General features: G+C 72.9%; 19 protein-coding genes. 9 read left to right on the top strand and 10 right to left on the bottom strand.

The features are described 5' to 3' along the window. Positions 1–132 precede the first annotated feature (132 nt). Together ACLJT4_RS34630 and ACLJT4_RS34625 are read right to left on the bottom strand one after the other, a co-directional pair. On the bottom strand, positions 133–1,002 hold the full coding sequence (locus tag ACLJT4_RS34630) for an HAD family hydrolase (protein WP_411128557.1): 870 nt from the start codon (positions 1,000–1,002) through the stop codon (positions 133–135). Between the two features lie 239 nt (positions 1,003–1,241). Further along, positions 1,242–1,520, bottom strand: a complete 279-nt coding sequence (locus tag ACLJT4_RS34625; RefSeq protein ID WP_016571303.1) for a glutaredoxin family protein — start codon at positions 1,518–1,520, stop codon at positions 1,242–1,244. Positions 1,521–1,852: 332 nt separating this feature from the next. On the opposite strand from ACLJT4_RS34625, the gene ACLJT4_RS34620 reads away from it, so the two are divergent. The 5 genes from ACLJT4_RS34620 to hemB all read left to right on the top strand — a co-directional run bounded on the left by ACLJT4_RS34620 (position 1,853) and on the right by hemB (position 7,822). Continuing rightward, positions 1,853–2,647 (top strand): redox-sensing transcriptional repressor Rex, encoded by a 795-nt coding sequence (locus tag ACLJT4_RS34620; RefSeq protein WP_411128532.1) that lies wholly within the window; start codon positions 1,853–1,855, stop codon positions 2,645–2,647. Beyond that, entirely contained in the window at positions 2,644–4,014 is a 1,371-nt protein-coding gene (locus ACLJT4_RS34615) for a glutamyl-tRNA reductase (protein ID WP_411128530.1), read from the top strand. The genes ACLJT4_RS34620 and ACLJT4_RS34615 overlap by 4 nt, the downstream gene beginning before the upstream one ends. Then, positions 4,011–5,027 carry a hydroxymethylbilane synthase gene (hemC, locus tag ACLJT4_RS34610; RefSeq protein WP_411128528.1) on the top strand — a complete coding sequence of 339 codons (1,017 nt, stop codon included), beginning with the start codon at positions 4,011–4,013 and terminating at the stop codon, positions 5,025–5,027. Before ACLJT4_RS34615 ends, hemC begins: the two co-directional genes overlap by 4 nt. Beyond that, entirely contained in the window at positions 5,024–6,682 is a 1,659-nt protein-coding gene (locus ACLJT4_RS34605) for a uroporphyrinogen-III synthase (protein ID WP_411128526.1), read from the top strand. Before hemC ends, ACLJT4_RS34605 begins: the two co-directional genes overlap by 4 nt. A gap of 147 nt (positions 6,683–6,829) precedes the next feature. Beyond that, on the top strand, positions 6,830–7,822 hold the full coding sequence (hemB, locus tag ACLJT4_RS34600; RefSeq protein ID WP_411128524.1) for a porphobilinogen synthase: 993 nt from the start codon (positions 6,830–6,832) through the stop codon (positions 7,820–7,822). 102 nt (positions 7,823–7,924) lie between these two features. Here the strand turns inward: hemB and ACLJT4_RS34595 are convergent, their stop codons facing one another. Both ACLJT4_RS34595 and ACLJT4_RS34590 read right to left on the bottom strand, forming a co-directional pair. Next, a complete protein-coding gene (locus tag ACLJT4_RS34595) occupies positions 7,925–8,470 on the bottom strand; it encodes a DUF4232 domain-containing protein (RefSeq protein ID WP_411128522.1) in 546 nt (181 codons plus the stop codon). 89 nt (positions 8,471–8,559) lie between these two features. Continuing rightward, positions 8,560–9,249, bottom strand: a complete 690-nt coding sequence (locus tag ACLJT4_RS34590) for a DUF4232 domain-containing protein (protein WP_411128520.1) — start codon at positions 9,247–9,249, stop codon at positions 8,560–8,562. Between the two features lie 264 nt (positions 9,250–9,513). Between ACLJT4_RS34590 and ACLJT4_RS34585 the strand changes: the two genes are divergently transcribed. Further along, on the top strand, positions 9,514–10,932 hold the full coding sequence (locus tag ACLJT4_RS34585) for a helix-turn-helix domain-containing protein (RefSeq protein WP_411128518.1): 1,419 nt from the start codon (positions 9,514–9,516) through the stop codon (positions 10,930–10,932). Positions 10,933–10,994: 62 nt separating this feature from the next. Here the strand turns inward: ACLJT4_RS34585 and argS are convergent, their stop codons facing one another. Continuing rightward, on the bottom strand, positions 10,995–12,749 hold the full coding sequence (argS, locus tag ACLJT4_RS34580) for an arginine--tRNA ligase (RefSeq protein ID WP_411128516.1): 1,755 nt from the start codon (positions 12,747–12,749) through the stop codon (positions 10,995–10,997). A 212-nt stretch (positions 12,750–12,961) separates the two neighbouring features. Between argS and lysS the strand changes: the two genes are divergently transcribed. Together lysS and ACLJT4_RS34570 are read left to right on the top strand one after the other, a co-directional pair. Continuing rightward, positions 12,962–14,686: a lysine--tRNA ligase gene (gene lysS / locus ACLJT4_RS34575; protein WP_411128514.1), complete on the top strand. Its 1,725-nt coding sequence runs from the start codon at positions 12,962–12,964 to the stop codon at positions 14,684–14,686. 98 nt (positions 14,687–14,784) lie between these two features. Then, the gene (locus ACLJT4_RS34570) at positions 14,785–14,991 is read left to right on the top strand and encodes a hypothetical protein (protein ID WP_411128512.1); all 207 of its coding nucleotides are present in this window, start codon (positions 14,785–14,787) and stop codon (positions 14,989–14,991) included. A gap of 76 nt (positions 14,992–15,067) precedes the next feature. Here ACLJT4_RS34570 and ACLJT4_RS34565 read toward each other — a convergent pair whose 3' ends face one another. From ACLJT4_RS34565 to ACLJT4_RS34555, 3 genes are all read right to left on the bottom strand, one after another. Then, positions 15,068–16,432: a DUF2637 domain-containing protein gene (locus tag ACLJT4_RS34565; RefSeq protein WP_411128510.1), complete on the bottom strand. Its 1,365-nt coding sequence runs from the start codon at positions 16,430–16,432 to the stop codon at positions 15,068–15,070. Between the two features lie 122 nt (positions 16,433–16,554). Next, on the bottom strand, positions 16,555–17,271 hold the full coding sequence (locus ACLJT4_RS34560) for a DUF3558 family protein (RefSeq protein WP_411128508.1): 717 nt from the start codon (positions 17,269–17,271) through the stop codon (positions 16,555–16,557). Positions 17,272–17,472: 201 nt separating this feature from the next. After that, positions 17,473–18,390 (bottom strand): hypothetical protein, encoded by a 918-nt coding sequence (locus ACLJT4_RS34555; protein WP_411128506.1) that lies wholly within the window; start codon positions 18,388–18,390, stop codon positions 17,473–17,475. A 162-nt stretch (positions 18,391–18,552) separates the two neighbouring features. Between ACLJT4_RS34555 and ACLJT4_RS34550 the strand changes: the two genes are divergently transcribed. Continuing rightward, the gene (locus ACLJT4_RS34550; protein WP_016575560.1) at positions 18,553–19,746 is read left to right on the top strand and encodes an RtcB family protein; all 1,194 of its coding nucleotides are present in this window, start codon (positions 18,553–18,555) and stop codon (positions 19,744–19,746) included. 95 nt (positions 19,747–19,841) lie between these two features. On the opposite strand, the gene ACLJT4_RS34545 is transcribed toward ACLJT4_RS34550, so the two are convergent. Together ACLJT4_RS34545 and ACLJT4_RS34540 are read right to left on the bottom strand one after the other, a co-directional pair. After that, positions 19,842–20,627, bottom strand: coding sequence for a DUF2306 domain-containing protein (locus ACLJT4_RS34545; protein WP_411128504.1), 786 nt, complete (start codon positions 20,625–20,627; stop codon positions 19,842–19,844). A gap of 203 nt (positions 20,628–20,830) precedes the next feature. Next, positions 20,831–21,598, bottom strand: a complete 768-nt coding sequence (locus ACLJT4_RS34540) for an SDR family NAD(P)-dependent oxidoreductase (protein WP_411128502.1) — start codon at positions 21,596–21,598, stop codon at positions 20,831–20,833. Positions 21,599–21,662 lie beyond the last annotated feature (64 nt).

Below are 21,662 nucleotides of genomic sequence, written 5' to 3'. Positions count from 1 at the left end.
TGATCGGAAGGGAGCGCAATCTGCCTGGTTGGAGGGCGTGTTGTGGCTAACCGCCAGGAAAGGGACTGACGGGGCCACGGCGGGGGTAGGGAGTGCGGATGGTCCGCCGCCGGGGCCGGCGATCAAGGACGGTCAGCGACGGCGGCGCTGGAGGGCCGCGGCGGCCGCAGCGCCGCCCGCGAGCGCGCCCACCCCGGCGGCCGCCGGGATGCCGATCCGGACCGCCTTGCGCCCGGTGCGGTAGTCGCGCACCCGCCAGCCTTGCTCCCTGGCGTGCTTGTGCAGCCGGGTGTCGGGGTTGATCGCGTAGGGGTGGCCGACGAGCGAGAGCATCGGGATGTCGTTGGCCGAGTCGCTGTAGGCGGCGCAGTGCGAGAGATCCAGGCCCTCGGCGCCGGCCAGGGCGCGCACCGCCTCGGCCTTCGCCGGGCCGTGCAGCGGTTCGCCGACCAACTTGCCGGTGTAGACGCCGCCGACGGACTCGGCGACCGTGCCGAGGGCGCCGGTCAGGCCCAGGCGGCGGGCGATGATCGTGGCGGTCTCGACGGGTGCGGCGGTCACCAGCCAAACCTTCTGGCCGGCGTCGAGGTGGGCCTGGGCCAGGGCGCGGGTGCCGGGCCAGACGCGCTCGGCCATGTACTCGTCGTAGATCTCCTCGCCGATCGTCATGAGCTCGGCGACGCGGTGGCCCTGGACGATGGAGAGCGCGCTGTTGCGGACGTCCGCCATGTGCTCGGGGTTCTCCGAGCCGGCGAGACGGAAGTAGACCTGCTGCCAGGCGAAGCGGGCCAGGTCGCGCTTGTGGAAGAAGCGGCGTTTGTACAGGCCGCGGCCGAAGTGGAAGAGGGCGGCGCCCTGCATGACGGTGTTGTCGAGGTCGAAGAAGGCGGCCGCGCTGGTGTCCCCGGCGACCGGGAATTCCGGTTCGGCCGGGGCCTCGGCGGGTGGCGCCTCCTGGGACGACTTCCGGGCGGCCTCGGCCGCGGCCTCGCCGGCGAGCACGCTGCGTGCCGTGGCGGGGCGTCGGCGGCGGGTGAACCACCCCGTGGGGAAGAGCGCCCCGGCGGGGCTCCGGTCGGGACGGTGAGCGGGCGACGGGCGGGCCATGCGGCTAGCGTAGCCAGTTTGTTCGGTGCTTCCGGTTACGGGCGCGTGTCTGGAAGCAGCGGGGCCGCCGACGGTTGCGTTAAGGCCATCCGACGGGCCGCCCGGAGCGGGCGCCGCCCGGGGTGCGGGGGCGCTCAGGCGCCCAGTGCGGTGCGCAGGCGTCGGGGGTCGACGCGCCAGAAGTCGTGCTGGGCGCCGTCCACGAGGACGACCGGAATCTGTTCCCAGTACTTGCGGTGCAGCTCGGCGTCCTCGGTGATGTCCTTCTTCTCCCAGGACGCTCCGGTCTCGGCGCACACCTCCTCGATCACCGCCTGCGCGTCGTCGCACAGGTGGCAGCCCGGCTTCCCGATCAGGGTGACCATCCGGTCGGCGGGGCTCTTGCGGGGGGTGCGGCTGAACAAGGGGGCCATGGGGTCATTGTGCCGGTTCGGGGCGGCGCTCCCCGCGGATGGTTTCGCTTACCATCAATGGGCGATTTATTGGTTTCCGGGGGTATGGCGGTGAGGAGTGAGGGCGCGTGCTCCCGTCGGTGCTGCCGCGAATCGCCGGTGGCGCGCGTGAACGGCGTGGTGCGGGAGTTGGTTCCGCGGACACCCGTAAAAGCTGCGTGAGCCCCATCACTTTGGCCGGACAAAGCGGACACCATCTTTGTGCACGCGTTCACAAAGACATAGCCTGCAAGAGACAGGGCGGTCGGGTTTCCGACGGTCGTCCGCAGCCCCGCTCTACCCGCAGGAGCACCGTGGCAACTGGCCGAACTCACCGACCGGCGACCCGAAGCCGAGGCATCCCCGAGGCCACCGTCGCCCGGCTACCGCTGTATCTGCGTGCACTGACCGCGCTCTCCGAGCGTTCGGTCCCCACGGTGTCCTCCGAGGAGCTCGCGGCCGCTGCGGGAGTCAACTCCGCGAAACTGCGCAAGGACTTCTCCTACCTCGGCTCCTACGGGACCCGGGGCGTCGGCTACGACGTGGAGTACCTCGTCTACCAGATCTCGCGGGAGCTCGGCCTCACCCAGGACTGGCCCGTGGTCATCGTCGGTATCGGTAACCTCGGCGCCGCGCTCGCCAACTACGGCGGCTTCGCCTCCCGCGGCTTCCGGGTCGCCGCGCTGATCGACGCGGATCCGGCCATGGCCGGCAAGCCGGTCGCGGGCATCGCTGTCCAGCACACCGACGAGCTGGAGCAGATCATCCAGGACAACGGCGTCTCGATCGGCGTGATCGCCACGCCGGCCGGCGCCGCCCAGCAGGTCTGCGACCGCCTGGTCGCCGCCGGCGTCACCTCGATCCTGAACTTCGCGCCGACCGTGCTGACCGTCCCCGACGGGGTCGACGTCCGCAAGGTCGACCTCTCCATAGAGCTGCAGATCCTCGCCTTCCACGAGCAGCGCAAGGCGGGCGAGGAGACCGGCCAGGGCGGTTCGGAGGCGGCGGAGGGCCTGGAGGGCACCCCGGCGTCGCCGGCCCGTGCCGCGGCCGCCGCGACCGACCGCAAGGGACCTGACGGGGACGTCCCCGCCGTGATGCCGGCATGAGTCTCCTCGTCGTCGGGCTGAGCCACCGCAGTGCGCCGGTGAGCGTGCTGGAGCGGGCCGCGCTGGCCCCCGGGAACCGCGGCAAGCTGCTCCAGGACGTGGTGTCGGCGGAGCCGGCCACCGAGTCCGCGGTGCTCTCCACCTGCAACCGCATCGAGCTCTACGCCGACGTGGACAAGTTCCACGCCGGTGTCGCCGAGCTGTCCACCCTCCTGGCCCGCCACTGCGGCGTCGGCCTGGAGGAGCTGACCCCCTACCTCTACGTCCACTACGAGGACCGTGCCGTCCACCACCTGTTCTCGGTGGCCTGCGGTCTGGACTCCATGGTGGTCGGCGAGGGCCAGATCCTCGGGCAGATCAAGGACGCGCTGGCCGTCGCCCAGGAGCAGCACACCGCCGGGCGGCTGCTCAACGACCTCTTCCAGCAGGCCCTGCGGGTCGGCAAGCGGGCGCACAGCGAGACCGGCATCGACAAGGCCGGCCAGTCGCTGGTCACCTTCGGCCTGGAGCAGTTGGCCGGCGGTGCGGACGTCGCCGGCTGGGCGCGCGGCAAGCGGGCGCTGGTGATCGGCGCCGGCTCGATGTCCTCGCTGGCCGCCACCACCCTCGTCCGCAGCGGCGTCGGCGAGCTCGTCGTCGCCAACCGGACGGTGGCGCGCGCCCAGCGCCTGGTGCAGATCCTGACCGAGCCGGGCGGGCCGGGCGCCGCGACCGGGCTGACCGCCCGCGCCCTCGCCATGGACGCCGTCGAGGCGGAGCTGGTCCGCGCCGAGATCGTCATCTCCTGCACCGGGGCGTCCGGGCTGGTGCTGACCGGTGAGCAGATCGCCGCCGCGCTGGCCGGCCGCGACGGCCGGATGTGGCTGCTCGACCTGGCCATGCCGCGCGACGTCGACGCCGCGGCGCACCGGATCGACGGGGCCCGCCTGGTCGACATCGAGTCGCTGGCCGAGGCGTCCGCGGACGCGCCGATGGCCGCCGACGTGGACAAGGTCCGTGCCCTCGTCGCCGACGAGGTCGCCGCCTTCGGTGCCGCCCAGCGGGCCGCGCACATCACCCCCACCGTGGTCGCCCTGCGCACCATGGCCGCGGACGTCGTCAGCAGCGAGATCGCGCGACTCGACGGCCGCCTCCCCGACCTCGACGACAAGCAGCGGGCCGAGATCACCCAGACCGTCCGCCGGGTCGTCGACAAGCTCCTGCACGCGCCCACCGTGCGGGTCAAACAGCTCGCCAGCGAGCCCGGCGGTGCCGGGTACGCGGACGCCCTGCGGGAGCTCTTCGACCTCGACCCCCAGACGGTCGCGGCCGTCAGCAGGGCCGACACCCGAGCAGACCAGCACGACGCCGCACGGGAGCGGGCATGACTGACAGCACGATGAGCCCCCTGCGCCTGGGTACCCGGCGCAGCAAGCTCGCCATGGCCCAGTCCGGGCAGGTGGCCGAGGCGGTGCGCGACCTGACCGGCCGCCCCGTCGACCTGGTGGAGATCACCACCTACGGCGACACCTCCCGGGCACATCTGGCACAGATCGGCGGCACCGGAGTCTTCGTCTCGGCGCTGCGCGACGCGCTGCTGGCCGGCGAGATCGACTTCGCCGTCCACTCGCTGAAGGACCTGCCGACCGCGCAGCCCGCGGAGCTGGCCCTGGCGGCCATACCCGTGCGGGTGGACCCCCAGGACGCGCTGATCGCGCGGGACGGGCTCACCTTCGAGGAACTTCCCGACGGCGCCCGCGTGGGCACCGGCTCGCCCCGGCGGATGGCGCAGCTCAACGCGTGGGCCACGACGCTGGGCAAGCGCATCGAGACCGTCCCGGTCCGCGGGAACGTCGACACCCGGATCGGCTTCGTCGAGAAGGGCGAGTTGGACGCGGTGGTGCTGGCCGCCGCCGGCCTCACCCGGATCGGCCGGATCGACGAGGCGACGCAGTTGCTGTCGCCCGACGTGGTTTTGCCCGCCCCCGGCCAGGGGGCACTGGCGATCGAGTGTGTCGCGGCCAACGCGCACCTCGTCGCCGCGCTCGCCGAGCTCGACGACCCGGTCACCCGGGCCGCCGTGACCGCCGAGCGCTCCCTGCTCGCCGCCCTGGAGGCCGGCTGTTCTGCCCCTGTGGGGGCACTCGCCGACCTTTCCCCAAGCTCTCGACCTCGTTCGAGCAGGGGAGGCCCCAAGGCCGACGAGCAGGCTGTCACCGAAATGCACCTGCGCGGAGTCGTCGGCACGCTCGACGGCAGCACGTTGGTGCAGCTGTCCACCACCGGGCACGTACCTGCCTCTCTTGACGACGAGTCGGTCCCGCTTCGCATGGGCCGGGAACTCGCCGTCGAGATGCTCGCAAAGGGTGCGGCCGGTCTTATGGGGGAGCGAGCACTTTGAACCCCACCGCCCCAAACCACTCCGCCTCCGGTCAGGTCACCTTCCTGGGTGCCGGGCCGGGAGACCCGGGTCTGCTGACGTTGCGTGCCGTTGAGGCGCTGGCCTCCGCGGACGTCCTCGTCGCCGACCCGCAGGTCCTGGACGTCGTGCGTGTGCACGCACGCGCACAGGTGGACATTCCGTTGCAGGCGTCAGCTGACGCGGCGTCAATCCCCGGCAGTCCCCCGGGCGTTTCCGCCCTTCGGGACACCGCCAATCTTGTCATGGCGGCCGCGCGCGCCGGCAAGCGGGTCGTCCGTGCGGTGACCGGAGACCCCGGCCTCGACGGCTACGTCGCCGAGGAGATGCTGGCGTGCGCCGCCGAGGGCATCGTCTTCGAGGTCGTCCCCGGCATCGCCGCCGCGGTCGGCGTGCCCGCGTACGCCGGCGTGCCGCTGCGCGACGCCCAGGGCACCGACGTCCGCTTCGTCGACGCCCGCAGCGCCGACGACCGCTGCTGGACCGAGCTGGGTGCCAGCGACGCCACCGCGGTGGTCTCCACCACCTTGGACTCGGTGGCCGCGGCCGCCGGGGAACTGGTGGCCGGGGGCCGCAAGCCGGACACCCCGATGACCGTCACGGTCGCCGGCACCACCACCCGGCAGCGCACCTGGACCGCCACCCTCGGGAGCGTCGCCCAGGTGCTCAAGGCCGCCAAGGTGCTGCCGTCGCCGGACGGCGGGCAGCCGGTCATAGCCGTGGTCGGCGAGCGCAGTGCCGCAGCCCAGCGCGACCAGCTCTCGTGGTTCGAGAACAAGCCGCTGTTCGGCTGGCGGGTGCTGGTCCCGCGGACCAAGGAGCAGGCCGCGTCGCTCTCCGACCAGCTCGTCTCGTACGGCGCGGTGCCGCACGAGGTCCCGACCATCGCCGTGGAGCCGCCGCGCACCCCGCAGCAGATGGAGCGCGCGGTCAAGGGCCTGGTCACCGGCCGCTACGAGTGGATCGCCTTCACCTCGGTCAACGCCGTCAAGGCGGTCCGGGAGAAGTTCGAGGAGTACGGGCTGGACGCGCGGGCGTTCGCCGGGATCAAGGTCGCGGCGGTCGGCGAGCAGACCGCCAGGGCGCTGGTCGCCTTCGGTGTGAAGCCGGACCTGGTGCCCAGCGGCGAGCAGTCCGCGGCCGGGCTGCTGGAGGACTGGCCGCCCTACGACCCGGTCTTCGACCCGATCGACCGCGTCTTCCTGCCGCGCGCCGACATCGCCACCGAGACGCTGGTGGCCGGGCTGATCGAGCTGGGGTGGGAGGTCGACGACGTCACCGCCTACCGGACCGTGCGCGCCTCGCCGCCGCCGGCCGAGACCCGCGAGGCGATCAAGGGCGGCGGCTTCGACGCCGTGCTGTTCACCTCGTCCTCGACCGTGCGCAACCTCGTCGGCATCGCCGGCAAGCCGCACAACGTCACCGTGATCGCCTGCATCGGTCCGGCCACCGCCAAGACGGCCGAGGAGCACGGGCTGCGGGTGGACGTGATGTCGCCCGAGCCGTCGGTGCACAAGCTGGCCGAGGCGCTCGCGGAGTTCGGGGCGGCGCGGCGCGACGCGGCGCTGGAGGCCGGTGACCCGGTGACCCGTCCCAGCGAGCGCCGGCCGGGCTCGCGCCGACGGGCCCGTAGCTGAGCGTCGGTAGGCACCGTGGTGGAAGGGCGTCCCCGTTTCGGGGGCGCCCTTCTGCTCGTCCGCCGTCGTCGGCGGTCCCGGTCGCGGCCCGTCCGTCCGACGTTGCGTCGGCAAAGGCGGGTGCGGGGCGGGCGTAGCGTGGAGGGCATGACGAAGTACGGAAGCTTCCCGGGGGTGCGGCCGCGGCGGCTGCGCACCACCCCCGCCATGCGGCGGATGGTCGCGGAGTACCGCCTGCATCCGGCCGAACTCATCCTCCCGGCGTTCGTGCGCGAGGGCGTCGCCGCGCCGGTGCCGATCTCCGCGATGCCGGGCGTCGTCCAGCACACCCGCGACACGCTGCGCAAGGCCGCCGTCGAGGCGGTCGAGGCCGGGGTCGGCGGCATCATGCTGTTCGGCGTGCCGGAGGACGCTAACAAGGACGCGGTCGGCACGGCGGGCACGGACCCGGACGGCATCTTGCAGCTCGCCATCCGGGACGTGAAGGCCGAGGTCGGCGACGACCTGGTGATCATGTCGGACCTGTGTCTGGACGAGTACACCGACCACGGCCACTGCGGGGTGCTGGACGCCGACGGGCGGGTCGACAACGACGCGACGCTGGACCGGTACGCCGAGATGGCGCAGGTGCAGGCCGACGCGGGCGTCCACGTGGTGGGGCCCAGCGGCATGATGGACGGTCAGGTCGGGGTGGTCCGGGACGCGCTGGACCAGACGGGCCACGAGGACGTCTCGATCCTGGCCTACACGGCGAAGTACTCGTCGGCGTTCTACGGGCCGTTCCGCGAGGCGGTGGGCTCGTCGTTGCAGGGCGACCGCAAGACCTACCAGCAGGACCCGGCCAACCTCCGCGAGTCGCTGCGCGAGTTGGCGCTCGACCTGGCGGAGGGCGCCGACATGGTGATGGTCAAGCCGGCGTTGCCCTACCTGGACGTCCTGGCGAAGATCGCGGACGAGGTCGACGTGCCGGTCGCGGCGTACCAGATCTCCGGCGAGTACGCGATGGTGGAGGCGGCCGCCGAGAAGGGCTGGATCGACCGGGACAAGGCGATCCTGGAGACCCTCACCGGGATCAAGCGGGCCGGCGCCAACATGATCCTCACCTACTGGGCGACCGAGGTCGCGCGGAAGCTGGGCTAGTCGCCCACGGAGCGAGGGCCCCGGGCACCGCGAGCGGATCGCGGTGTCCGGGGCCTCGTCATGCGTGCTCCTCGGTCGGCGGCGGGCCCGGTGGGCGGCGGGTCACCACATCAGGGCGTCGGCCGGGTTCGGCTGCCAGTAGGTGACGAACGCCGAACTGTCCACGTACACCCCGCCCGTCGGCAGCTTCGGACGGGCCCAGCCGCCCACGCTGCCGTCCATCGCGCGGTTGGAGAACAGGACGCCGAGCCGGTGGGCCCGGTACCCGTGGGTGCCCTCCGGGGACTCCGTGCCGATGGCGGCGTACGCGCTCTCGCCCGGCTCCAGGGTGACGACGGCCTGCGGCACGCTGTCGCGGAGCACGGCGGTGGCCGCCTGGGCGTCGTCGAAGCGGAGGTAGGGGGCGTTGTAGGCGTAACAGGGCTTGCTGCCCGTGTTGGTGGCGGTCAGGAGCAGGTGGTTGAGCGGGCGCTGCACCTTCTGGACGGTCACCTTGGTGGTGGCGGCGGTGCAGGTGACGGGCTTCGCGGTCGAGGTGCCGGCGGCGGCCGCCGGGACGGCGCCGAGCGCGGTGAGGGCGAGGGTGGCGGTCAGGGCCGCGGCGGCGGCTCGGAGGCGGGGGGCGCCGTGGCGGGGACGGATCTGCATGGGGTGGTGCATGGGGTGGTTCTGCCTTCCTCGATGGGCCGCGGGCGGTGCCGCGGCGTGGATGTGGGGTCGTCGGTGCGGGTGGGTCGTCACTGGAGCGCGTTGGCCGGGTCGGACTGCCAGTACGTGACGCGCAGCGCGTCGTCGATGTGCACCTTGTTGGTCTGGAGCGCGGCGTCGACCATCGCGTCGGTGCCGGGGAAGCCGATCTGCAGGCTCCGCGCCGAGTAGCCCGCGCCGCCGCTGCCGTCGCCGGCGGAGAGGACGACGCCCGCGTAGCCCTTCGCGCCGGGCCGGAGCGAGACGACGGCCTGGGGCTTGGTGTTCTCGATGACCGGCGGTACGGACTGGGCGTTCTCGAACCGGGCGATCGGGTAGGCCGGCAGGTCGCACAGGGTGGAGCCGGTGTTGGTGACCGTGAGGAGCATGTGGTTGAGGGGGCGCTGTACGGGGGCGGCGGTGACGCGGGTGTTGGCGGCGGTGCAGGGCACGCGGCGGTCCGGGGCGTCGGGGGCGGCGGTCGTGCCGTGCTTCTCGGGGGCGGTCGCCGCGGAGCCCTTGCCGGCGGGGCCCGTCGTGCCGGTGGGGCCGCGGTCGGGCCCGGCCGCCGGATGCGGGGTCGCCTCCGTGGTGGACGAGGTGTCGCGGGCGGGGGCGGCGCCCGCGTCCCGCACGCCCGAGGCGCCGCTGTTGCAGGCTGTGAGCGAGAACGCGGCGAGCGCGAGCGTGGTCGCGGCGAACAGCCGGGTGCGGGGGCGGCGGAGGCGCGGGGTGGGCATGGCTGGATCTCGCTATCTGTGCGGCGGGGGCTGAACCATGGGTGGCCCGGGTGGTCCGGGAGACGCGCGGCGCACTCCCCGTGTGAGGGGGGCGGCGTGTTTGGATGGCCCCAGCGTGCGGTCCGTTCCGTCCCGGTCGCCAGCGCCGCCCGGCAATCCGGGACGCTGGAACGCCCGTACCGGCGCTGAGCTGCGCGAACGGGAACTGCCCGGGACGGCGGGCTGGAACGGCGGCAGGGAACGGCGGGGGGAAGGGAGGAGCACGTGGGGGCGGGGGATCTCGCCGCATTGCTGCGGGAGTTGAAGGAGCGGTCGGGGCTGAGCTACGGGGCGCTCGCCAAGCGGCTGCACATGAGTACGTCGACGCTGCACCGGTACGTGAACGGGACCGCGGTGCCCACGGAGTTCGCGCCGGTGGAGCGGTTCGCCCGGGCCTGTCGGGCGGCTCCGGAGGAGTTGGTGGAGGTCCACCGGCGGTGGATCGTGGCGGACGCGGCACGGGGGCGCCGCGGCGCGGAAAAGGGGCCGCAGGGGCCGGTATCCGAGCCGGAGCGGGTGCCTCCGGCCGGGCCGGAGCAGGAGGCGGAGTCCCGCCCGGAGCCGCTGCCGGTGCCGGAACCGGCGGCGGAAGCGGAGGCGGGAACGGGTGCGGCGGCCACCGCGCCGGGCGGAACCGCGCCGCCGGCCGGGCCCGCCCGGCCCGCGTCCCGTGTGCGGCGGATCGCCGCACTGGTGGGGGCCGGTGTCGCGTTGGCGCTCGGGGCCACCGCCCTCGTCGTGCCGGGCGGGTTCCTCGCGCCGAAGGGCGACCGGGCCGGGGCGGTGGCGGAGGCGTCGCCCGACGGGGCCGGGCCGTCGGTGCCCGGGGGTGCGGGCGGCGTCCCGAAGCGGTCCCCGGGCGGCACGGCCGGGCCCGGCTCCGGGCGCGGGGCCGACGGGTCCGACACCGGCAAGGGCGCGGACGGCGAGGCCGGGGACGCCGACGGCACCCCGTCCCCCGGCGGCGCGCGGCAGGACGGCGGGGCGCCGGCCACCGGCGCGCCGCTGACGGTGTCCACCCAGCCGCAGTACTGGGACAGCCCCTGCGGCCATCCCTACCTGATCGACCGGCCGCCGGGCGGCATCGCGCCTCCGCCCAACGAACAGGACGCCCCCGGCTGGGTGTCCGCCAACGGCGCGGTGTCCGCGGGCCGGCAGAGCGTGCGGCTGACCGTCCAGGGCGTCGCCGGCGGCACCGTGGTCCTGGAGTCCCTGCACGTCCGCGTCGCCGGCACCGACGCGCCGCTGGCCTGGAACGACTACGCGATGGGGTACATCGGGGTGGGCTGCGGCGGCAACGTGCCCAAGCACAGCTTCGACGTGGACCTCGACTCCTCGGTGCCCCGCCTGACCCCCGAGGAGGGCGCGCACGACGACTTCCCCTACACGGTGCGCGCCGACGACGCCGAGACGTTCTACGTGAACGCCACCGTCAAGGCCCACCACGTGCGCTGGTACCTGGAGTTGGACTGGTCCAGCGGCAACCGGCACGGCACGGTGCGCATCGACGACACCGGGAAGCCGTTCCGCACCAGCGGCGAGGAGGGCCGGCCGCAGTACGGGTACTCCCTCGACAAGAAGCGGTGGGTGCCGATCCGGCGCGAGCCGGACGGGGCGGTGACCGAACTGCCCGAAGGCGCGTGAACGACCGGGCCCCGTACCGCGCTGTGCGGTACGGGGCCCGGGTCATGCGGCGGGGTGGGGTCCTACAGCCGCTCGGGGGTGCGGATGCCCAGCAGGGCCATGCCCTTGTGGAGGGTGCGGGCGGTCAGGTCGCACAGGAAGAGGCGGTTCTCGAACTGCTGGGGGGTGTCCGCCTTCAGGACCGGGCACTGGTCGTAGAAGGTCGTGTACAGCGACGCCAGCTGGTAGAGGTACGCGGCCAGCTTGTGCGGTGCGTACTCCGCCGCGGCCTCGGCGACGGTGGCGCCGAACGCGTCGAGGTGCAGGCCCAACGCCCGCTCCGCCGGGGCGAGTTCGAGCTGCTCGTGGGCGACCGGGCCGGTCTCGCCGGCCTTGCGCAGGATCGACTGGATCCGGGCGTAGGCGTACTGGAGGTACACGCTGGTGTCGCCGTTGAGCGACACCATCTGGTCCAGGTCGAACTTGTAGTCCCGGCTCGGCGACGTCGACAGGTCCGCGTACTTCACCGCGCCGATGCCGACCTGCGCGGCCCGCTCCTGGATCTCGTCCTCGGTGAGGTCCTGCGCCTTCTCGCGCACCACCTCGGCGGCGCGCTGCACCGCCTCGTCGAGCAGGTCCTGGAGCCGCACCGTCTCGCCCTCACGGGTCTTGAACGGCTTGCCGTCCGCGCCGAGGACCGTGCCGTAGCCCATGTTGTGGGCCTTGACCTGGTCGTTCAGCCAGCCGGCCCGGCGGGCCGTCTCGAAGACCATCCGGAAGTGCAGCGACTGGCGCACGTCGACGACGTACAGCAGCGTCGTGGCGTCCAGGTCGAAGACGCGGTTGCGGATCGCCGACAGGTCGCTCGCCGCGTACCCGAAGCCGCCGTCCGCCTTCTGCACGATCAGCGGGACCGGCTTGTCGTCCTTGCCCTTGATGTCCTCGAAGAAGACGACCAGGGCGCCCTCGGAGCGCACCGCGACGCCGGACTCCTCCAGCAGCCGCGCCGTCTCGGCCATCATGGCGTTGTAGGCCGACTCGCCGACGATCTCCTCGTCGCGGATCTCCATGTCGAGCTTCTCGAAGACCGAGGAGAAGTAGACCTTCGACTCGTCGACGAACCGCTGCCACAGGTCGAGCGTCTCCTTGTCGCCGGACTGGAGCGCCACGACCCGCTTGCGCGCCCGCTCCTTGAACTCCTCGTCCGCGTCGAAGACGGCACGGGACGCCTTGTAGATCCGGTTGAGGTTCGACATGGCCTGCTCGCCGTCGACCTCGTCGGCCGGGGCGAGCTCGCCCGGGTTCTCGATCAGGTACTGGATGAGCATGCCGAACTGCGTGCCCCAGTCGCCGATGTGGTGGCGGCCGATCGTCTTCTCGCCGGTGAAGTCCAGCATGTTGCGCAGGGCGTCGCCGATCACCGCCGACCGCAGGTGGCCGACGTGCATCTCCTTGGCGACGTTGGGCTGCGCGTAGTCGATGACCGTGGTGCCGGTGTGCGCCGCGTACGGCACGCCGAGGCGGTCGTCGGCGGCCCGCGCGGCGAGCGTGGCGAGGATCGCCCGGTCGGCGACGGTGAGGTTGAGGAAGCCCGGGCCGGAGACCTCGACGTCGGCGAGGACGCCGTCGGTGCCGAGCGTCTCGACGACCTTGCCGGCCAGCTCCCGCGGGTTGCCGCCCAGCTTCTTGGCCAGTGCGAGCAGGCCGTTGGCCTGGAAGTCGGCCCGGTCGCTACGTCGCAGCAGCGGGTCCGCGGCGCCGGCCTCCGGCAGGGCTGCCGAGAGGGCGTCCGCGACGCGCTGGTTGACCGTAGCTGCGAGGGAGGTGACCGAGGCCATTGAGCTGCCGTTCCGTTGGGGTGGAAAGGGTTTGCCCTGAGTATCCCACGGCAGTACCACTGAATTTCCGGGCGACGGGCGTCTGGGACAATGGGCACCGTCAGGCTTTTGTCCGTCCGGACCGTTCCGCCCGCGCCGCGGGTGACGGAGCGCGGCACCGGAGGGCGCGAGTGGGCGCATCGGAAAAGCACCAGGAAGAGGAAGGGCCGATCGTGGCTCAGCAGAGCACCGAAACCGACTGGGTTTCCAGGTTCGCGGACGAGGTCATTGCCGAGGCGGAGCGCCGCGCCCCGGGCAAACCTGTCGTCGTCGCTTCCGGACTGAGCCCGTCCGGCCCGATCCACCTCGGCAACCTCCGCGAGGTGATGACCCCGCACCTGGTCGCCGACGAGATCCGGCGCCGCGGCATCCCCTGCGAGCACGTCCTGAGCTGGGACGACTACGACCGGTACCGCAAGGTGCCGGCCGGTGTGGACCCGTCCTGGGAGGAGCACATCGGCAAGCCGCTGACGGCCGTGCCCGCCCCGCCCGGCAGCCCGCACGCCAACTGGGCCGAGCACTTCAAGGCGGCCATGGAGGAGTCCCTGGCCGAGCTGGGCATCGAGTACCGCGGCGTCAGCCAGACCGCCCAGTACACCTCCGGCGCCTACCGCGAGCAGATCCTGCACGCGATGAAGCACCGCGGCGACATCGACGCCGTCCTGGGCCGCTACCGCACCAAGGACAAGGCCACCGGCAAGCCGAAGAAGCAGCAGAAGCCGGTGGACGCGGCGGAGCTGGAGGCGGCCGAGGGCTCCGGCGCGGCCACCGAGGACGACGGCAGCGCCGGCGGTGCGGGCTACTTCCCGTACAAGCCGTACTGCACGGTCTGCAACAAGGACTTCACCAAGGTCATCGCCTACGACGACGCGACCACGGAGATGTCCTACGAGTGCGTCGCCTGCGGCCACTCCGAGACTGTGGCGCTGCGCGAGTTCGACCACGGCAAGCTGGTCTGGAAGGTCGACTGGCCGATGCGCTGGGCCTACGAGGGCGTGGTCTTCGAGCCGTCCGGCGTGGACCACTCCTCGCCCGGCTCGTCGTTCGTCGTCGGTGGGCAGATCGTCCGCGAGGTGTTCGGCGCCGACCAGCCGATCGGCCCGATGTACGCCTTCGTCGGCATCAGCGGCATGGCGAAGATGTCCTCGTCCAAGGGCGGCGTGCCGACCCCGGGCGACGCACTGAAGATCATGGAGGCGCCGCTGCTGCGCTGGCTGTACGCCCGCCGCAAGCCCAACCAGTCCTTCAAGATCGCCTTCGATCAGGAGATCCAGCGGCTCTACGACGAGTGGGACAAGCTCGCGGCCAAGGTCGCCGAGGGCACCGCGCAGCCCGCGGACGCCGGGGCCTACGCCCGGGCCGTCGGCACCGCCGCCGGTGAACTCCCGCGCACGCCGCGCCCGCTGCCGTACCGCACGCTCGCCTCCGTCGCGGACATCACCGGCGGCCACGACGAGCAGACCCTGCGCATCCTGAGCGAACTCGACCCGGAGAACCCGGTCGGCTCCCTCGCGGAGACCCGGCCGCGGCTCGACAAGGCCGAGCACTGGATCGCCACCCAGGTCCCCGCCGACCAGCGCACCGTCGTCCGCGACGAGCCCGACGCGGAGCTGCTGGGCTCCCTGGACGACCAGTCCCGGGGCGCGCTGCGGCTGCTGCTCGACGGCCTGGACGACCACTGGTCGCTGGACGGCCTGACGACCCTGGTCTACGGCGTTCCGAAGGTCCAGGCGGGTCTGGACCCGGAGGCCAAGCCGACCCCGGAGCTGAAGGTCGCGCAGCGCTCGTTCTTCGCGCTGCTCTACAACCTCCTGGTCAGCCGCGACACCGGCCCCCGGCTGCCCACGCTGCTGCTCGCGGTGGGTGCGGACCGGGTCCGCAAGCTGCTGGGCGGCTGACGGGAGGAGGCCCGGGCGGCCTCCTCCTCCCTGAGGGTGAGAACGGGTTCGGCCCCGGGAACGACGGTTCCCGGGGCCGAAGCCGTCACGATGACGGGATGAGGGCAATCATCGGGTTCATCGTCATGGTCCAGGGTGCGCTGGGCCTCTTCGGCCTGCTCTTCTTCGACGGCCCCTGGGGCGTGCTCCGGCACGTGGTGGACCTGCCCTGGCCCGCCTACGCCGGGGTCTTCGCCGCGGGCGCGGCACTGATGGTGTGGGGGGAGCCCGACCGCAAGCGGAAGGAAGCGGGGGCGGCGGCGTAGTCCGCACCGTGGCCGGGCGGCTCCAACGGGCTTGCGGGGCGGTCCCGTTCGGCGCGGCCGGGGCCGCCCGGTCCGCCTACGGGATGTGCTCCGCCTCCATCTCCATCCGGAAGCGGGCGCGGAAGTCCCGGATGAAGCCGCGCAGGTAGCCCTCGCTGAGCGGGCCGCCGTCGCGGCCCTGGTACCCGTAGAACTCCAGCAGATAGCGGCCGAACTGCCGGGAGTCCGGGAAGTCGTTCTTCTCCGCCACGTACGAGCGGAACGCCGCGAAGTACTTCTCGTCCCGGGGCGCGTCGTCGGCGGGCTCCCAGACGGGAGGCTCGACGGGGGCATCGTCCGGCGCGTCCTGGGGGAGCGCGCCGCCCGCGGTGCCCAGGGGGCGGCTGCGGCCCGGGCCGACCGGGACGGTCAACTGGGGGCCGGCCGCGGTGGGTTCGGGCTCGTGCGGCGCGACGGACGGGGCGGCGGGCTCGGGGGCTTCCGCTACGGGTTCCGGGCGGGGCCGGGGGACGTCCTGGTACGCGGGCGCCCCTTCCGCGTCGGGCGCAGCCGGTTGGGGCGCGGGCCGCCCGGCCGCCACCGGTTCCGCCGCGGCTGCGGACTCCTGCCCCGACTCCTGCGGGGGTTCCGGTTGCCGTTCCGATTCCGGTGCCGGCCGTGGGGGTGCGGCGGTCGGCAGCGCCTCCGGGCCCGGGTGGGCGGGGACCGGGGAGAGCGCGCGGGAGCGGGCGGCGTCCACCGGCTGGTCGATGCCGGCCGCGGCGAGCCCGGCCGGCGCGGTCTCGGCCAGGGGGACGCCGTACCGGGCCAGTCGCAGCGGCATCAGCGACTCGACCGGTGCTCGGCGGCGCCAGTTCCGCCCGTAGCGGGCCCGCAGCCGCGCCTGGTAGACGAGCCGGTCCTGTTCCAGCCGGATGACCTGGTCGTAGGAGCGCAGTTCCCAGAGTTTCATCCGGCGCCACAGCCGGAAGGTCGAGGGGAAGGCGAGCAGCCAACGGGCGAGCCGGACGCCCTCCATGTGCTTGTCGGCGGTGAGGTCGGCCATCCGGCCGACGGCGTGCCGGGCGGCCTCCACGGCGACCACGAACAGCACCGGGATCACCGCGTGCATCCCGACGCCCAGGGCGTCGGGCCAGGCGGCGGCGCCGTTGAACGCGATGGTCGCGGCCGTCAGCAGCCAGGCGGTCTGGCGCAGCAGCGGGAACGGGATGCGGATCCAGGTGAGCAGCAGGTCCAGGGCGAGAAGGACCACGATGCCGGCGTCGATGCCGAGCGGGAAGACCACCGCGAAGGCGCCGAAGCCCTTCTTCTCGGCCAGGGCGCGGACCGCCGCGTAGGAGCCGGTGAAGCCGATCGCCGCGATGAGGACCGCGCCGGCGATGACCACGCCGATCAGGACGCGGTGCGTACGGGTCAACTGCGCGGTCTGTGTCGCGGACACCCGCGGTCCCTCCCCGGACTCGGCGAATTGGCGCGCATAGCGTTGCACACCCGTTCCTGCCGGGTCGGGGAGGGCTCCGGGCGCGGGAGGGGGTCCCGGGCGGTGCCGCCGCCCCGGGCGGGTCAGCCCTGGTTGGCCTTGGTGGCGGCGGTGACGGCTTCCTTGGTGGCGGCCTGGGCGGCCTTCAGCAGGTCGTTGCCGTTGGGGGTGTCCGCGCCGGCCATGCCCGCGCCGTTGTAGTTGAGGGTGACGACGATGTTGGCGGTGCGTGCCACGATCGTCGTGTTCTTGAAGTCGTTGTCTTCCTTGTTGACGTCGTAGCTGATGGCCGTGGCCGCGTCACCGGTGCCCGCGGTCGGCACGGCGGCGACCTTCTTGGCGCCCTGGGTGGCCTTGGCGTCGTTGATCTGCTGGGTGTAGAAGTCCGTGGCCCGCTTCTCGCCCGAGCCGATGGTCGGGTCGGAGTCGTAGCGCTGGAAGGCGACGTCCAGCCAGCGGAACTGGGTGCCGTCGACGCCCTGGTCGTCGGAGCTGCTCCAGGAGCAGGCGCCGCGGGAGGCGGTGTCGGTGGACTTGCCCTGGCTGCCGGCGGCGTCCTTCACCTTGGGCAGCAGCTTGTTGATGGTGTCCTTGGAGAACGCCTCGCAGGGGTTCGGCAGCTTCTTGAACTTCGCGGCGGCGACGGTCGGCGAGGGGCTGCTGGCAGCGGCGCTGGACGAGCCGGAGGGAGTGCTGTCACCGGAGCTCTTGCCGTCCGAGCCGGAGCACCCGGCGACGAGCAGCACCGGTACTGCTGCGCAGGTGAGGAGGCTGGCGAGTCGCTTGGCGGATCGGTGCATGGTTCCTTCGCTGTTCGTCGTCGTCGAGTCGGTGCGGACCCTTGTGGAGCGTGCTGGCCCGGCCCCGGGCTCGGGGCTGGTCCTAGGGCACGGTACGCGGCGGAGCGAGGGGCGTGGCCGATTCATAACGATTGAGCGGCGTGACGAATCGGGCGATTCGTGAGCGAAGCGCCCGATCCGGATTAACGGCATCAACGGGGTCTATTCGCTGAGGCTGTCGGCCAGTTCGCCGGCCAGGGAACGGGCCTTGTCCTGCAGTTCCTGGCTTTCCGGCAGCTGTGTCTTGTCCGTGGACCACTGGTCGTAGGTGAGCGTCACGATGACGTTCGACGTGCGAAAGACCACAGTGATGTCGCGGTGCACGCCGGAGTCCGTGGTGATCAGTTGGTCGTTCAGGAAGGCCGCGTCGCCGAGGCCGTCCAGGACGCGCGGGGCGAGCGGACTGCCGGGGCCCGTCGTGGGGTCGGACGGGGTCGCCGAGGGGGAGCCGGACGGGGTGGCCGGGGCGCTGGTCGCCGCCGCGGCGCCGTCCGCCTTCTTCCCGCCCGCGGCGGCGCCCTGGCCGCCGTCCGCGTCCGTGGCGCCGGCCGACGGCTTCTGCTGGCCCTTGGGAGCGTCCTTCGGGCTGGCCGACGCCGAGGGGGCGTCGGAGCCGGCGGACGGGATCTTGGCGGCCTGCTCCTTGCCGAGGTAGAGCTCCTGCGCCCGGTCGTCGTCGCTGACCGCGGCGTTGTACGAGACCACGCGTTGGATGTCGAGCGTGAGGTGGCGGGTTCCCGCGGTGGTCTCCCGCGTCCACTGGCAGCCGACCCGGCGGTCGGTGTCGTAGGTGATGTCGGCCCGGCCGCCGTAGATCTTCTGCGCGTCCGCCTGCGACAGCTGCTGGTCGTCGCCGGGGAGCATGGCGCGCAGGGTGCCGCGGGACGGCAGGCCGCAGGCTTCCGGCAGGGTCTGGTAGCGGCCCGGCTGCGCGGACGGGCTGGCCGCGGTGGCGTCACCGCCCTTGCCGTCACCGCCGCTGGTGCCCGTGGCGGAACCTCCGGAACAGCCGGTCAGGCCGGCGGCCAGGGCCACGGTGACCAGCAGTGCGGCACCGGGTACGAACGACTTGCGCGGCATCGTTCGCGGCTCCTTCCCTGCGGAAATGCGGTTGCCGCCGGGTGGCGGCCGATGGACACAATGTCTACCGCACGTTTCGCCGCGAACGTCGGTTCGCCGTCCAAGATCGGGCATATTGTCCGGCTTTTGCGTTTTTCAATTTTCCGGGGGAAAGAGACAGGTATGTCGTACACCGAAGTGCCCGGCGCCCAGGTGCCGATCCGCATGTGGGCCGATCCGGCCACGGTCGAGGGCGTCGCGATGCAGCAGCTGCGCAACGTCGCCACCCTTCCGTGGATCGAGGGGTTGGCCGTGATGCCGGACGTGCACTTCGGCAAGGGGGCCACCGTCGGATCGGTCATCGCGATGCGCGGCGCGGTCTGTCCGGCCGCCGTCGGCGTGGACATCGGCTGCGGGATGAGCGCGGTCAAGACCTCGCTCACCGCCGACGACCTGCCCGGTGACCTGTCCCGGCTGCGCTCCCGCATCGAGCAGGCGATCCCGGTGGGCCGGGGCATGCACGACGACCCGGTCGATCCGCGGCGCGTCCACGGGTTCCCGACCGCCGGCTGGGACGACTTCTGGGGTCGCTTCGACGGCGTGGCCGAGGCGGTCAAGTTCCGGCACGAGCGGGCGGCCAAGCAGATGGGTTCGCTGGGTTCCGGCAACCACTTCATCGAGTTCTGCCTGGACGAGACCGGCGCGGTCTGGCTGATGCTGCACTCCGGTTCCCGCAACATCGGCAAGGAACTGGCCGAGCACCACATCGAGCAGGCCCGGAAGCTGCCGCACAACCAGGGGCTGGTCGACCGCGACCTCGCCGTCTTCGTCGCGGACACCCCGCAGATGGCGGCGTACCGCAACGACCTGTTCTGGGCGCAGGAGTACGCCCGGCACAACCGTGACGTGATGATGGCCCTGTTCCAGGACGTCGTCCGCGCGGAGTTCCGCAAGGCCCGGCCGACCTTCGAGCCGGTGATCTCCTGCCACCACAACTACGTGGCGGAGGAGACCTACGAGGGCGTGGAGCTGTTGGTGACCCGCAAGGGCGCCATCCGGGCCGGCAGCGGTGAGTACGGGATCATCCCGGGCTCGATGGGCACCGGCTCGTACATCGTCCGCGGGCTGGGCAACCCGGCGTCCTTCAACTCCGCCTCGCACGGCGCCGGCCGCAAGATGAGCCGGAACGCGGCGAAGAAGCGCTTCTCCACGCGCGACCTGGAGGAGCAGACGCGGGGCGTGGAGTGCCGCAAGGACTCCGGGGTCGTCGACGAGATCCCCGGCGCCTACAAGCCGATCGAGAAGGTCATGGAGCAGCAGCGGGACCTCGTGGAGGTCGTCGCCAAGCTCAAGCAGGTGGTGTGCGTGAAGGGGTGAGGGGCGGGGCGCTCGCTCCGCCCGGAGCGGCCCGCCCGCCGCGCCTGCCGCGCCCGCCGCGCCCACCGGCCCGGTGGGCGCCGGGCCGTCGGGGCCTACGCGACGTGTTCCCCGCGGAGGGCGCTTGCCGCCGGGCGGCGTCGGGCCGGTCGGCGACGTTGGATCAGGTACTCGGCGGCGATCAGGTTCAACAGCAGCGCGCACCACGACGAGGTGCTGGCGATGTCGTGGTTGGCCGCGAGCGGATCGCCCGCGTACGCGACCGGGTCGGCGAGTTGGCTCGCCACGAGGTGCTCGACGACGGGCTGGATGATCCGCGAGGTGAGCGCGACCAGGGTCAGCGCGACGTTGCGGACCATCCACTCCCGGTGGTCGGCGTAGCGGCGCGCGCGGGCGGCGCGGTAGCCGGCGACTCCGGTGACGATCCACAACGCGTCGAGCACGGCCAGGGACAGTTGGTTGCTCAGCCCCAGCGGGACGAAGTAGACGACCGGTATGCCGATCAGGGCGGACGGGAACACCCCGCCGAAGAAGTAGGTCCGGCCGATCCACCGGTGGGCGACCGGGTGCCGGCGGCGCAGCCAGGGCCAGCACTGGGCGAGGCCGGTCAGCACCGCGACGGTGGCGGTGAAGACGTGCGCCACCAGGAGCGCGTAGTGCAGTTCGCTGCGCGGCGGGACGCGACTGGTGTGCAGGTCGGGCGGGACGTAGGCGCTGACCGCCTGCGCCGTGACGAGCAGCGACACCGCGACGAGCGGGACCAGCCAGAGGGCGGTCGGGGGACGGCGGCGCCGCGTGCCACCGGGGGCGGCGGGCGCGGGACGGGCTGCGTGCGGGCCGGCGGCCGGTGGTGGGGACGCGGGGCTCGGGGTCGTTGGCATGCGTCCACTGTCGCGGCGCGGGGGGAGCGGGACACGGGGCCCGCACACCCAGCAGGGGGTGTACCTAGGCCCCCTCTTTTCGGGGTGGGTTCCCGGAGCAGCGCGGGCCCTGCGGCGGGCGGCGGGCGGGGCCGCGGCGATCGATCCCCCACCCCGCTGGAGCCACCACCCCGCCGGTGCCGGTCCCGCCACCCGCCGTCCCGTCAACTGTTGCGGTGCACCTTGGTGTTGGATGCCTGCGCCCGGGGGCGGACGACGAGCAGGTCGATGTTGACGTGCGGGGGACGGGTGACCGCCCAGGCCACGGTGTCGGCGACGTCCTGCGCGGTGAGCGGTGCGTCCACGCCCTGGTAGACCTTGGCGGCCTTCTCGGCGTCGCCGCGGAAACGGGTGGTCGCGAACTCCTCGGTCTTGACCATGCCGGGGGCCACCTCGATGACCCGTACCGGCTCGCCGCACAGCTCCAGGCGGAGCGTCTCGGCGATGACGTGCGCACCGTGCTTGGCGGCGACGTATCCGCCGCCGCCCTCGTACGTGCCGTGGCCGGCGGTGGAGGAGAGGACGACGACGGTGCCGTCGCCCGAGGCGGTCAGCGCGGGCAGCAGCGCCTGGGTCATGTGCAGCACGCCGAGCACGTTGACCTCGTACATCGTGCGCCAGTCGGCCGGATCGCCGGTGGCCACCGGCTCCGCGCCGACCGCGCCGCCGGCGTTGTTGACCAGGACGTCCACGGAGGGGAAGCGGCCGAGGGAGCGCGCGAACGCGTCGACCGCGGCGCGGTCGGTGACGTCGAGCGCGTACGCCTCGGCGTGCGGGAGTTCGGCGGCGAGTGCCTCGATGCGGTCCTTGCGGCGGGCGGTGAGCACGACCCGGTAGCCGGCGGCGGACAGCGCCTGGGCGGTCGCGGCGCCGATGCCGCTGCTCGCTCCGGTGACGACGGCGGTACGGACGCCGGCGGTGTCGGCGGTCATGGTGCTCTCCCTCTACGCGGTACGGGTGCGGACGGCGCGTCGTGGTGCCGCCCGTGAACCAGGG

The organism is Streptomyces sp. x-19, from assembly GCF_046549115.1.
GTDB classification, from domain to species: domain Bacteria; phylum Actinomycetota; class Actinomycetes; order Streptomycetales; family Streptomycetaceae; genus Streptomyces; species Streptomyces albulus_C.
This window is presented reverse-complemented; position numbering and strand designations above follow the sequence as displayed.

Excerpts from the sequence above, each read along its gene's own strand:
- ACLJT4_RS34625 (WP_016571303.1), bottom strand. The coding sequence starts at position 1,520 with ATGGCCCCCTTGTTCAGCCGCACCCCCCGCAAGAGCCCCGCCGACCGG.
- ACLJT4_RS34615 (WP_411128530.1), top strand. The coding sequence starts at position 2,644 with ATGAGTCTCCTCGTCGTCGGGCTGAGCCACCGCAGTGCGCCGGTGAGC.
- hemC (WP_411128528.1), top strand. The coding sequence starts at position 4,011 with ATGACTGACAGCACGATGAGCCCCCTGCGCCTGGGTACCCGGCGCAGC.
- hemB (WP_411128524.1), top strand. The coding sequence starts at position 6,830 with ATGACGAAGTACGGAAGCTTCCCGGGGGTGCGGCCGCGGCGGCTGCGC.
- ACLJT4_RS34595 (WP_411128522.1), bottom strand. The coding sequence starts at position 8,470 with ATGCAGATCCGTCCCCGCCACGGCGCCCCCCGCCTCCGAGCCGCCGCC.
- ACLJT4_RS34590 (WP_411128520.1), bottom strand. The coding sequence starts at position 9,249 with ATGCCCACCCCGCGCCTCCGCCGCCCCCGCACCCGGCTGTTCGCCGCG.
- argS (WP_411128516.1), bottom strand. The coding sequence starts at position 12,749 with ATGGCCTCGGTCACCTCCCTCGCAGCTACGGTCAACCAGCGCGTCGCG.
- ACLJT4_RS34570 (WP_411128512.1), top strand. The coding sequence starts at position 14,785 with ATGAGGGCAATCATCGGGTTCATCGTCATGGTCCAGGGTGCGCTGGGC.
- ACLJT4_RS34560 (WP_411128508.1), bottom strand. The coding sequence starts at position 17,271 with ATGCACCGATCCGCCAAGCGACTCGCCAGCCTCCTCACCTGCGCAGCA.
- ACLJT4_RS34555 (WP_411128506.1), bottom strand. The coding sequence starts at position 18,390 with ATGCCGCGCAAGTCGTTCGTACCCGGTGCCGCACTGCTGGTCACCGTG.
- ACLJT4_RS34550 (WP_016575560.1), top strand. The coding sequence starts at position 18,553 with ATGTCGTACACCGAAGTGCCCGGCGCCCAGGTGCCGATCCGCATGTGG.
- ACLJT4_RS34545 (WP_411128504.1), bottom strand. The coding sequence starts at position 20,627 with ATGCCAACGACCCCGAGCCCCGCGTCCCCACCACCGGCCGCCGGCCCG.
- ACLJT4_RS34540 (WP_411128502.1), bottom strand. The coding sequence starts at position 21,598 with ATGACCGCCGACACCGCCGGCGTCCGTACCGCCGTCGTCACCGGAGCG.